Here is a 12,287-nt window from a genome sequence, read left to right on the forward strand (position 1 = left end):
TCTTATGCAAATTCCCCTATACGAGAATCACTATGTCAGATCAATTAACAAAAGCCTTTAAAGAACTGCTCCATCAAGAACGATTTGCTTCTCAAAGTGAAATTGTTGAAGCCTTAAAAAACCAAGGATTTCAAAGCATTAACCAGTCTAAAGTTTCACGGATGCTAAGTAAATTTGGTGCGGTTCGTGCGAGAAACACGAAAATGGAAATGGTGTATTGCTTACCAAGTGAATTAAGTGTCCCCGCCACCAGCAGTCCATTGAAAAATCTGGTTTTGGATATTGACCACAATGATTTCGTTATCGTCATTAAAACCTCTCCAGGTGCGGCACAGTTGATTGCTCGCTTATTAGATTCCATTGGTAAACCAGAAGGTATTTTGGGCACGATTGCGGGAGATGACACTATTTTTGTGACACCAACAAAAGAGACAACAATCAAATCGCTTTTAGGACAAATTCAAACGCTCTTTGAAAGCAATCTATAATGAATATCTTAGTAACCGGTGGAACGGGATTTGTTGGCAAACCCTTAGTTGAATCGCTACTTTCACGTGGCGATAGCGTTACCGTATTAACACGCTCTATTGAAAAAGCCCAATCTGTTTTCCCTGAAAAAACACCGCAATTTTTGACCGCACTTTCAACACTCAAAGACTTAAATGAATTTAATGCGGTCATTAATCTTGCCGGTGAGCCCATCTTCGATAAAAGATGGACAGTTCAACAAAAAGAGAAACTGCGTCATAGCCGTATTGATTTAACACAGCAGATTGTTCAACTTATTAATCAAAGTGAACATCCCCCAGTCTTGATTTCAGGTTCTGCAACGGGAATTTATGGAAACTGTGGCGAAGAGCAGATCACCGAAGACACAAATCCAAGTACTCAATTTACCGCTCAGCTTTGTATTGATTGGGAAAATGCAGCAAAACAAGCTAACACAAGAGTCTGTTTAGTCAGAACGGGATTAGTGCTTTCTCCAAAAGGCGGGGCTTTAGCAAAAATCCTTTCGCTCTATCGCTTCGGATTAGGCGGCAAATTAGGGAATGGCGAGCAATATTGGAGCTGGATCGCATTAGAGGATATGGTAAAAGGACTGCTCTTTTTACTTGATCATAACGCTTGCGAAGGAGCATTTAATTTTACTGCGCCATATCCTGTTAAAAACAAGACCTTTAACCAACTATTAGGTGAAGCATTACATCGGCCTTGTTTTGCTCAAGTGCCTCAATTTTTACTCAACTCTCTTCTCGGTGAACGAGCTTGCATTCTATTAGACAGTCAGAATGCCTATCCAAAACATTTGTTAGATTGTGGATTTACATTCCAATACTTAGAATTAAGTGATTATTTCCATAATACACTTTAAAAACAAAAGGCTGGTCAAAACCAGCCTTTATTATTTTTCATATCCATTAAGCCAAATATTCTAAAAATTCCCCTACAGTGTGGAAAGATCCAAATACAAGCACAATGTCATTTTTATCTGCATTTTTAACCGCACTTTGAACCCCTTTAATGACGGAGTCTTCAGAAACACTTTTTGCTGATGGGTAAACTGATGTTAATTTTGCATTTAAGTCATCACCTGATTGGCCACGGTAACCACCTAATGTCACACAATGCCATTGGTCAATAACGGAAGTCAGTTGGGAAAACACCGACTCCGCATCTTTATCTTTTAACATACCGCAAACGGCAATGATTCGACCTGAAATTTGTGCTTTAAGTGCGGCCAATTTCTCGGCTAAATATTTTGCTGCATGAGGATTATGCCCAACATCGATGATCACTTTTGGCAACTGTGAATAAGGCATATTCAAGCGTTCTGCCAATTTTTCTAATTGATTACCTTTTAATTGTTGGAAACGGCCTACCAATTCCACTTCAATTAGTGAACGTTTAATGGTATCGACAGAAATATCAAAAGGCATCTGTTCAACAGCAGCCAAAGCTGTTGCCGCATTAGCTAATGGAATGTGGCAAAACGGCAGATTTTCTAACCGCACTTTATTGCTCTGCCACATCCAAGTTTGCTCATTGGCTTTAAACGACCAAGTAACATCTCGGCGTGAAACGTGGCAATGTAATTTCTCCGCTTGTTCTAACATAGGCTGCGGAACATTAGGTTCGCCAATCACAACCGGTTTATTCGCGCGGAAAATCCCCGCTTTTTCAAAACCAATTTCTTCGCGAGTTGAACCTAGAAAATCTGTATGATCAATATCAATACTGGTGATAACTGCCAGATCATTATCGACAATATTGGTTGCATCTAAGCGTCCACCAAGCCCTACTTCTAAAATGACGACATCAAGCTTCGCTTGTTTGAATAAATGCAAAGCTGATAAGGTGCTAAATTCAAAATAAGTGAGGGACTGCGTTTTATGCTTTTCGATGAAATCAAAAGAAGCGGTATGCATTTCATCTGGCAAGTCTTGATTTTGAATACGAACACGTTCGTTATAACGCAATAAATGAGGTGAGGAATACACACCTACACGCAAACCGTGATTTAACAAAATAGTTTCAAGCAAACGGCAAGTTGTTCCTTTACCATTTGTGCCCCCCACCGTGATCACATAAGGTGCGGGATTCAAAAGTTCCAATTCTTCAGCCACTGATTTAATACGCTCTAGCCCTAAATCAATAGCTTTAAAGTGACTGTTTTCCAAATAAGAAAGCCACTCTGCGAGTGGCGAAGTGGCTTTTAAATTCATTGTATTACTCATCATGTTCAACAACTTCTACTTCAACAAAAGGTGAAGGTTGATTGGTGAGTTTGCTTAAAAGGTTTCCAAGGGTTGAACGCATTTCTGAACGTTTCACGATCATATCAATCGCCCCTTTCTCGAGTAAGAATTCACTACGTTGGAAGCCTTCTGGTAATTTTTCACGTACGGTTTGTTCGATAACACGTGGGCCCGCAAAACCGATTAATGCTTTTGGCTCAGCAATGTTTACATCACCTAACATCGCAAAACTTGCAGATACCCCACCTAATGTTGGGTCAGTTAATACAGAAATAAACGGCACACCTTTTTCACGCATTTTTGCTAATACCGCACTGGTTTTTGCCATTTGCATTAATGAGAAAAGTGCTTCTTGCATACGTGCACCACCACTTGCAGAGAAACATACAAATGGACAGTTTAATTCAATTGCTTTTTCTGCCGCTTTTACAAATTTTGAACCCACAACAGAGCCCATTGAACCGCCCATGAAACTAAAGTTAGATGCGGCAACAACTACAGGCATGTTGTAAAGTGTACCCGTCATTGTGATTAACGCATCTTTTTCACCGGTTTCTTTTTGTGCAGCAGTAATACGATCTTTATATTTTTTTAAATCTTTAAATTTAAGAATATCTTTTGGTTCTAAATCAGCCGACAATTCTTGGCTTGAACCTTCATCTAATAAGGCTAAAAGGCGCTCACGAGCATCAATGCGCATATGATGGCCGCATTTTGGGCAAACATGTAAATTACGTTTTACTTCTTCGCCGTAAAGGACTTGTTCGCAAGAGGTACATTTTGTCCAAACCCCTTCTGGCACGTTTGCTTTACGTGATGTAGCGGAAGAGGTTCCTTTGCTAAAAATTTTATCAATCCAGCTCATTTTTTACCTTTTTTATTAACTAGAAAAGTTTGCGTATTTAATCATAATTTAGCGAAATTTGCTAGTCAGATGAGATTATCTTCTAAAAACAACGGCCCTAAATTTTTCTGTGGAATCGCAAATTTTTCAGGATAAATCACATTGACTAAATACAGGCCTTCGGGTTTCGCTGTTGGCGCGGCCAATTTACGATCTTTTTGCTCTAACAACCATTTCATCCACTCAACAGGTTGATTGCCTGCACCGACTTCAATCAAGCTTCCTACAATGTTGCGCACCATATGATGCACAAAGGCATTAGCTTGAATATCCACAATAATATACTGCCCTTTTCGCACCACATTTAAATGATGCACATTTCGCCAAGGGGTATTTGATTGACATTGTGCCGCGCGGAAAGAGGAAAAATCATTTTCACCCAATAAGAACTGCCCCGCTTGGTGCATTTTCTTTTCGTCTAAATCTAAATGGCAGTGAGTAATCCCTTCCGGCAAAATGGCTGAACGTAATTTATTGCAATACAAGATATAACGATAACGACGCGCAGTTGCCGAAAAACGAGCGTGAAATTCATCATCAACCACTTTTGCCCAACTCACTGAAATATCATCAGGTAAATTCGCATTAGTACCAAATGCCCAGGCTTTTTCAGGACGAACCGCTGTGGTTTCAAAATGCACGACTTGCCCCGTGCCATGCACACCAGAGTCTGTTCTGCCCGCACAAAACACTTCAATTTTTTCATTTGCCACGAAAGATAACGCTTTTTCTAATTCTTCTTGTACGCTACGCACTTTCTCTTGTCGCTGCCAGCCACAATACTGTTTTCCGTTATATTCAATGCCTAAGGCTATCTTCATTGGAAAATACTCCTAAAACGATGTCAAATTTGACCGCACTTTGCCCGAAAAGAAAAAACACCAATAACTCATCATTATTGGTGTTCTTATCACAAGCTAAAAATTAAGCACGTTTGAAGTCAATGTGAACCAATTTTGGTTTGAATGGGTGACGTTGCATTGCTTGAACTTTCACTGCAACTTCTTTACCTTCAACCACTAAAGTGATTACATCGCTATAGAAAGAATCGTGAGCTTGTGCGTTGTTTAATTCATCGTGATTTAAGATGATTGAAACAGGTGCTTCGCTGCCACCATAAATGATTGCAGGGATTTGACCGTTGTGACGCAGGCGGCGGCTCGCACCCTTACCTTGCGCTTGACGAACTTCAGCGTTAAATTTAAATGCCATTTTAATGTTCTCTTGATTAAAAGTTTAAAATAAAAAATTGCAGGCGACCCAGCAATTTTCCTAAATTTGCTCAAAGACAAACTTTGAGAGCGACGGATTATAAAATATTCAGCCCCACAATGCAAATTTATACAGCAAATTTTTTCTGGGCTTTTCAAGGCAAAGCGATTAAAATAAGCCCCAATTTTTAATTAATTTTAACTAACTGATTGTAAGTGGGTTTCAAATGGAATTTCTTATCAGCTTTTTTACCGATTACGGTTATTGGGCGGTGCTATTTGTTCTTATTATTTGTGGCTTTGGTGTACCCATTCCAGAAGATATCACGCTCGTATCCGGTGGCGTAATTGCTGGTCTTTATCCTGAAAGTGTCAATTCCCATTTAATGTTGTTAGTCAGTATGATTGGTGTGCTTGCTGGTGACTCTTGTATGTATTGGCTTGGTCGTATTTACGGCACTCGAATTCTTCGTTTCCGTCCGATGCGCAAAGTGCTCACCTTACAACGCTTAAAAATGGTGCGTGAAAAATTTGCCCAATACGGCAACCGTGTTTTATTTGTGGCTCGTTTCCTTCCTGGATTACGCGCGCCAATTTATATGGTTTCAGGTATTACCCGCCGCGTCAGTTACACACGCTTTGTATTAATTGATTTCTGCGCTGCCATTATTTCCGTACCAATTTGGGTTTATCTTGGCGAATTAGGTGCTAAAAACTTAGATTGGTTACACGAACAAATTCAAAAAGGTCAGCTTGTAATTTACATCCTTGTTGGTGCATTAGCGGTTTTCTTATTCTGGAAATGGAAAAAAGCGAAGAAATCTAAAGTTAACTAATCTGGTACAATCCAATAAAAAGTGCGGTAAAAAACAACATTGTTTTCTACCGCACTTTTTCATTCCAACTAAGCTTTAGCTGCTAAATATCGTTCCACTGTATCCACAATCGCTTGTGTTTGTGGATCGATTTCGATATTCACTAGATCGCCAATTTGGCGTTTGCCAATCAGAGTTCTATGTAAGGTTTCTGGAATTAAATTCACGCAGAATTCATCACCTTTCACTTCACCGATGGTAAGGCTTATGCCGTCAATCGCAATAAATCCTTTAGTGAGAATATATTTCATCACGTCTTTAGTAGGTAATTTAAACCAAACCTGACGATTATTTTCGCTTTCGATAATCTGTGAAACGCTTGCGGTACAATAAACGTGGCCGGATAAAATATGTCCACCAATTTCGTCGCCCATTTGCATCGCGCGTTCGATATTGACAAAATCCCCTGCTTTTAAGCTGCCGAGATTGGTGATGCGCAAGGTTTCCTGCATTAAGTCAAAGCTCACAAGATCATCATGAATTTCAGTTACTGTTAAGCACACACCGTTATTCGCCACTGATGCACCGATTTCCAAGCCCTTTCGCATTTCAGCTGGTAATTTTACGATCTGTGTTCTAAAATTATCGCTATCTTTAATTGCATGAATTTGGGCGATGCCCTGTACAATACCTGTAAACATTATTATTCCTTCATTAAAAATTTTTCCAATATTATAGCAAAATTTATGAATTCTCGTCTTTTTTCTCAATACCGTATTGATATTCAAAAACTTATCCGAATTGCGACACCTATCGGTCTTGCCCAATTAGCTCAAACTGGCATGGGCACCGTGGATGTGATTATGGCGGGGCGTGTGAGCTCGGCTGATGTAGGCGGTGTCGGTATTGGTGCCTCTATTTGGCTACCTTTAGTACTTTTCGGACAAGGCTTATTACTCGCCTTGCCACCAACAATTTCCTATTTAAATGGATCTGGACAACGCCATCGCATTGCTCACCAAGTGAGACAAGGCCTTTGGATTTCATTTTTAGTGATGATTCCCCTTGCACTCATCATCTATCATAATGATTTCATATTGCAGTTTATGAATATGGATGCCCACATGGCAGATGTGACGATGAATTATTTGCGTGCGATGGTGTGGGGCTTACCTGCCTATTTATTGCTGATTAATTTTCGCTGTTTGAATGATGGCATTGCTAAGACCAAACCGGCCATGGTGATTACCTTCATAGGGTTAATGCTGAACATTCCGCTGAATTATATGTTTATTTACGGCAAATTTGGTGCACCTGCGTTGGGCGGTGTCGGTTGTGGTGTGGCAACGGCTATTGTCAACTGGGCGATGGCAATCTTGATGATTACCTATTCTGCCAAAAACTATAACGAACGTAGTTTGAAAGTCTTTGAAAAGATTATTGAGAAACCAGATATCAAAACACTGAAAAAACTGACCGCACTTGGTTTGCCTATTGCCATTGCGCTGTGCAGTGAAGTCTCACTCTTTGCCTTAAGTAGTTTATTACTTTCACCATTAGGTGCGGATGTGGTCGCCAGCCACCAAATTGCCTTAAATACCAGTGCCGTAGCCTTTATGTTCCCCATGTCTATTGCGATGGCTGCTACCATTTTAGTGGCACAAGAGCTTGGTAATCACGCACCACAAAAAGCCAAAATCATGGCTCACGCCGCTATTATTCTTGGTTTGATTGCGGCAAGTGTATTGGCATTGGTGATTTGGGTATTTAGTGCAGAAATCGCCGCATTAATTGTGGGTGATAATGCCACCGTTATCGCCCTTTCAGGCAGCTTATTAGCGATGGCGGCGATTTATCAATTTTCAGATTCAGTGCAAGTAATAGTTAGCGGTATTTTACGTGGCTATAAAGACACAAAGATTATCCTTTATATCACGTTACTTGCTTATTGGGGCGTGGGTATCCCCGTTGGGTATATTCTTTCAAGAACGGATTGGATTGTTCCAAGCATCGGCGCAAAAGGTTTCTGGGTCGCGTTTATTATTGCCTTAACCATTGCCGCCACTTTACTCTTTATACGTATGCGAAAAATCCAATCACAATCTGATGAAGCCATTATTCAACAGTTAGAAAGATTGAAGTAATTAAAGTAAAAAATAACTTGTACAGAGTACTTTCACACACAAATATAAAGTGCTCCACCATGCTATTTTGTTTTTCTTTTAGTCGTTAGAAATATAATAGGAAGAATGAGGATATGAAGTTTCAAACTTGCTACTATTGCCTCTTTTGCTAGAAGAACATAATTTATGTTATTAACTCCTGCATCAAATTGCACATAAAAAATAGCTACAAAATAAAGCAAAGAAAAAGCCAGAATACTCGCAAAATATCCAAAAACATATTTCATTATTCTATTACCTTTGATCCACTCATATTCTATCTAAGTTTAAGGATAAAAAGTGCGGTCGAATTTGACCGCACTTTTATCTTTTACATCACCACCACATCAAACTGTTCTTGGTTGTAATACTGCTCTGTTTTAACTTGAACCTGTTTGCCGATGAATATTTCGATCTCTGGCAATAAACCGTGCGATTCTTCTTTGATTAAATAATCCGCCACGGCTGGAGAGGCATAAACCACAAATTGTTCACTCGAAAACAAGTAGTTAACGCGAATAATCTCACGCATAATTTCATAGCATACCGTTTCGACCGTTTTCACGCGTCCACGACCTTGGCAGGTTGGACATTCATCACACAATACGTGTTCTAAACTTTCTCGTGTGCGCTTACGGGTCATTTCCACTAAACCAAGTTGAGTGAAACCATTTACATTGGTTTTTACGCGATCTTTCGATAGGGCCTCTTCCAAGGATTCAATCACGCGATTGCGATGTTCATCGGTTTGCATATCAATAAAATCAATAATGATAATACCGCCTAAATTACGCAGTTGTAACTGCTGTGCAATGGCTTTAGTGGCTTCAATATTGGTGTTAAAAATTGTTTCATCTAAATTTCGATGACCAACGAATGCACCGGTATTGATATCAATGGTCGTCATGGCTTCGGTTTGCTCAATAATGAGATAGCCGCCTGATTTTAAATTCACGCGTTTTTCAAGTGCATTTTGAATACCACGTTCTACACCATAAATATCAAAAATCGGCTGACTGCCTGTATAAAGCATCAATTTTTCACTTAATTCCGGCATAAATTCATCGGTAAACTCTTTTACTTCGTTAAAACAAAGTTTGGAATCGATATGAATTTTCTCTAAATTAGCACCGATAAAATCACGCAAAATACGTTGCGGCAATGCGGGTTCGCCATAAATTTTAGAACGGGTTGGATATTTTCCTTTACGCTCAAGTACTTTACGCCATAAACGTTTTAAGAATTCCGCATCTTGGCGCAATTCTTCTTCCGTTGCCCCTTCGGTGGCCGTTCTAATAATAAAGCCGCCTAACTCATCACAAAAAGGCTCAACAAGCGCTTTTAATCTTGCGCGCTCTTCTTCACTTTCAATACGTTGTGATACACCAACATGGCTATTTTCCGGCATAAAGACGAGATAACGAGAAGGCAACGTAATATCGGTAGTTAATCTTGCGCCTTTTGTGCCCAAAGGATCTTTTACCACTTGTACTACGATATCCTGCCCTTCGCGTACGAGTTCAGAAATGCTTTTTGCTCGAAATTGCTTTTGTTCGTTCACATCCACACACTCGGTATGTGAAACAATATCGGAAGCATGTAAAAATGCGGCTTTTTCTAAACCGATATCTACAAACGCGGACTGCATCCCCGGTAAAACACGGGTTACTCGCCCTTTATAAATATTCCCCACGATGCCACGTTTGGCTTGACGTTCAATGTGAACTTCTTTTAAAACGCCCGTTTCCACCAGCGCAACGCGGGTTTCATTAGGCGTAACATTCATTAATAATTCAACAGAATTCATTTTTTCGACCTTAGTTTTAATGGTATAAGTCTATCGAAAAGGAAAATAGAATAATAGACCCAAATAAGGTAAAATATGACCTTTCTCAAATTTTCATGACTTTTTTTGAGGTATTTAATGTTTGGTTTAGACCCAACACTTATTACTTTTAGTATTTATATTTTCGGCATGATTTTAATCGGTGTCCTTGCCTATTATTATACAAACAACTTATCCGATTATATTTTAGGCGGCCGTAAACTCGGAAGTTTTGTGACAGCCATGTCTGCTGGCGCATCTGATATGTCCGGCTGGTTATTAATGGGCTTGCCGGGTGCGGTGTATGTGTCTGGCCTGGTTGAAGGTTGGATCGCCATTGGTTTAATCCTCGGGGCTTATTTTAACTGGTTACTCGTAGCTGGTCGTTTACGGATCTATACCGAATTTAACAACAATGCTCTCACACTACCGGAATATTTCCACCATCGCTTTGGCACATCACATAATCTCTTAAAAATTGTGTCAGCAACAATCATCCTGGTATTCTTCACTATTTATTGTGGTTCTGGTGTGGTTGCTGGGGCGAAATTATTCCAAAACCTATTCTCAGTCGACTATTCCACAGCAATTTGGTACGGCGCATTAGCGACCATCGTCTATACCTTTATCGGTGGATTTTTAGCCGTAAGTTGGACGGATACCATTCAAGCCACATTGATGATTTTTGCACTGATTTTAACGCCTCTCTTTATCTTTTTAAGTTTGGGTGATGCATCACAATTTACTGAAGTGCTACATCAAGCAGAAATCGCAGCAAATAAAGACTTTACCGATTTATTCAGTTCTACTACACCATTAGGTTTATTAAGTTTAGCGGCTTGGGGCTTAGGTTATTTTGGTCAACCGCATATCCTTGCTCGTTTTATGGCTGCTTACTCGGTGAAATCTCTTATTAAAGCACGCCGTATCAGTATGACATGGATGGTGATTTGCCTTGCCGGTGCGATTGGTATTGGTTTCTTCGGAATTCCTTATTTCTTTGCTAACCCAAATGTGGCTAGTGTGGTAAATAATGAACCAGAACAAGTCTTTATTGAACTGGCTAAATTGCTCTTTAATCCATGGATTGCCGGTATTCTACTCTCTGCGATCTTGGCGGCAGTAATGAGTACACTTTCCGCTCAATTATTAATTTCTTCAAGCTCTATTACTGAAGATTTTTATAAAGGTTTTATTCGTCCAAAAGCTTCTGAAAAAGAATTAGTTTGGTTAGGTCGTGCAATGGTTTTAGTTATCGCGGGCATTGCGATTTGGATTGCACAGGATGAAAACAGCAAAGTATTAAAACTCGTTGAATTTGCCTGGGCTGGATTTGGTTCAGCATTTGGTCCTGTTGTACTTTTCTCCTTATTCTGGAAACGCATGACTTCATCAGCGGCTATGGCAGGAATGGTTGTCGGTGCAGTGGTTGTCTTTGCTTGGAAATCGGTGATTCCAGAAACCAGTGAATGGTTTAATGTCTATGAAATGATCCCAGGATTCATCCTTGCTAGCTTGGCGATTATTGTGGTTTCTCTCCTTTCCGCAGAACCTGAAAATGAAGTTAAAGAAACCTTTGAGAAAGCAGAAAAAGCCTATAAGGAAGCAAAATAATGATTGATTTTCGTCCTTTTTATCAACAAATTGCCACCACAAATTTATCTGCTTGGCTAGAAACATTGCCTTTGCAGTTAAAAGAATGGGAAAAACAAACCCATGGTGATTATGCAAAATGGTCAAAAATCGTGGACTTTCTCCCTGATTTACAGGCAGATACCATCGATTTAAAAAATGCGGTGAAATCTGACCGCACTTCCCCACTTTCAGAGGGCGAAAAACAACGCATTATCCATCATTTGAAGCAATTGATGCCGTGGCGAAAAGGACCTTATCATTTATTTGATATTCACGTGGATTGCGAATGGCGTTCTGATTTCAAATGGGATCGTGTTTTGCCTCATCTTGCACCATTAAAAGATCGTACCATTTTAGATGTGGGCTGCGGTAGCGGCTACCATATGTGGCGAATGGTTGGTGAAGGCGCAAAAATGGTCGTTGGTATTGATCCAACCGAGCTTTTCCTTTGCCAATTTGAAGCAGTTCGAAAATTACTAAATAACGATCGTCGAGCTAACTTGATCCCATTAGGTATTGAAGAAATGCAACCACTTGCGGCATTTGATACGGTATTCTCAATGGGTGTGCTTTATCACCGTAAATCGCCGCTCGATCATCTCACACAGCTAAAAAACCAATTAGTAAAAGGTGGCGAATTGGTGTTAGAAACCTTAGTGGTTGATGGTGATGCCAATACGGTCTTAGTGCCTTCAGATCGCTATGCAAAAATGAAGAACGTGTATTTTATTCCTTCCGTTGCTGCGCTCATTAATTGGTTGGAAAAGGTCGGTTTTACTAATGTGCGTTGTGTGGATGTCGCCACCACAACATTAAAAGAACAGCGTAAAACGGATTGGTTAGAAAATGAAAGTTTGATTGATTTCTTAGATCCAAACGATCACAGTAAAACCATCGAAGGCTATCAAGCCCCTACTCGCGCAGTGATTTTAGCCAATAAATAATAATTTAAATAAAAAGTGCGGTCAAAAAATCCCAT

Annotated in this window: 13 protein-coding genes; 6 read left to right on the top strand and 7 right to left on the bottom strand. The window is 39.8% G+C overall.

Annotated elements, in window-relative coordinates; genetic code table 11:
• Positions 1-32: 32 nt before the first annotated feature.
• Together argR and HMPREF3020_RS03010 are read left to right on the top strand one after the other, a co-directional pair.
• Positions 33-488, top strand: a complete 456-nt coding sequence (argR, locus tag HMPREF3020_RS03005; protein WP_070775493.1) for a transcriptional regulator ArgR — start codon at positions 33-35, stop codon at positions 486-488.
• Positions 488-1,372, top strand: a complete 885-nt coding sequence (locus HMPREF3020_RS03010) for a TIGR01777 family oxidoreductase (RefSeq protein WP_070775494.1) — start codon at positions 488-490, stop codon at positions 1,370-1,372. The genes argR and HMPREF3020_RS03010 overlap by 1 nt, the downstream gene beginning before the upstream one ends.
• Before the next feature lie 46 nt (positions 1,373-1,418).
• Here HMPREF3020_RS03010 and folC read toward each other — a convergent pair whose 3' ends face one another.
• The 4 genes from folC to rplY form a co-directional block, all read right to left on the bottom strand.
• Entirely contained in the window at positions 1,419-2,723 is a 1,305-nt protein-coding gene (folC, locus tag HMPREF3020_RS03015; protein WP_070775495.1) for a bifunctional tetrahydrofolate synthase/dihydrofolate synthase, read from the bottom strand.
• 4 nt (positions 2,724-2,727) lie between these two features.
• Positions 2,728-3,621 (bottom strand): acetyl-CoA carboxylase, carboxyltransferase subunit beta, encoded by an 894-nt coding sequence (gene accD / locus HMPREF3020_RS03020; RefSeq protein WP_070775496.1) that lies wholly within the window; start codon positions 3,619-3,621, stop codon positions 2,728-2,730.
• A gap of 65 nt (positions 3,622-3,686) precedes the next feature.
• Positions 3,687-4,481 (bottom strand): tRNA pseudouridine(38-40) synthase TruA, encoded by a 795-nt coding sequence (gene truA, locus HMPREF3020_RS03025; RefSeq protein WP_049356504.1) that lies wholly within the window; start codon positions 4,479-4,481, stop codon positions 3,687-3,689.
• A gap of 103 nt (positions 4,482-4,584) precedes the next feature.
• Positions 4,585-4,872: a 50S ribosomal protein L25 gene (gene rplY / locus HMPREF3020_RS03030; protein ID WP_005698823.1), complete on the bottom strand. Its 288-nt coding sequence runs from the start codon at positions 4,870-4,872 to the stop codon at positions 4,585-4,587.
• 226 nt (positions 4,873-5,098) lie between these two features.
• Between rplY and HMPREF3020_RS03035 the strand changes: the two genes are divergently transcribed.
• On the top strand, positions 5,099-5,707 hold the full coding sequence (locus HMPREF3020_RS03035) for a DedA family protein (RefSeq protein ID WP_070775497.1): 609 nt from the start codon (positions 5,099-5,101) through the stop codon (positions 5,705-5,707).
• A gap of 68 nt (positions 5,708-5,775) precedes the next feature.
• On the opposite strand, the gene HMPREF3020_RS03040 is transcribed toward HMPREF3020_RS03035, so the two are convergent.
• Positions 5,776-6,387: a riboflavin synthase gene (locus HMPREF3020_RS03040; RefSeq protein ID WP_070775498.1), complete on the bottom strand. Its 612-nt coding sequence runs from the start codon at positions 6,385-6,387 to the stop codon at positions 5,776-5,778.
• A 45-nt stretch (positions 6,388-6,432) separates the two neighbouring features.
• Here HMPREF3020_RS03040 and HMPREF3020_RS03045 point away from each other — a divergent pair, with 45 nt between their 5' ends.
• Entirely contained in the window at positions 6,433-7,830 is a 1,398-nt protein-coding gene (locus HMPREF3020_RS03045; RefSeq protein ID WP_070775499.1) for an MATE family efflux transporter, read from the top strand.
• 62 nt (positions 7,831-7,892) lie between these two features.
• Here the strand turns inward: HMPREF3020_RS03045 and HMPREF3020_RS03050 are convergent, their stop codons facing one another.
• A complete protein-coding gene (locus HMPREF3020_RS03050) occupies positions 7,893-8,096 on the bottom strand; it encodes a hypothetical protein (protein WP_070775500.1) in 204 nt (67 codons plus the stop codon).
• Between the two features lie 83 nt (positions 8,097-8,179).
• Complete coding sequence (gene rng, locus HMPREF3020_RS03055) at positions 8,180-9,655, bottom strand: ribonuclease G (protein WP_070775501.1); 1,476 nt, start codon at positions 9,653-9,655, stop codon at positions 8,180-8,182.
• A gap of 117 nt (positions 9,656-9,772) precedes the next feature.
• Here rng and putP point away from each other — a divergent pair, with 117 nt between their 5' ends.
• Positions 9,773-11,287, top strand: coding sequence for a sodium/proline symporter PutP (gene putP, locus HMPREF3020_RS03060; RefSeq protein ID WP_070775502.1), 1,515 nt, complete (start codon positions 9,773-9,775; stop codon positions 11,285-11,287).
• Positions 11,287-12,252 (top strand): tRNA 5-methoxyuridine(34)/uridine 5-oxyacetic acid(34) synthase CmoB, encoded by a 966-nt coding sequence (gene cmoB / locus HMPREF3020_RS03065; protein ID WP_070775503.1) that lies wholly within the window; start codon positions 11,287-11,289, stop codon positions 12,250-12,252. Before putP ends, cmoB begins: the two co-directional genes overlap by 1 nt.
• Positions 12,253-12,287 lie beyond the last annotated feature (35 nt).

It is taken from the genome of Haemophilus sp. HMSC068C11, assembly GCF_001815355.1.
Lineage (GTDB): Bacteria > Pseudomonadota > Gammaproteobacteria > Enterobacterales > Pasteurellaceae > Haemophilus_D.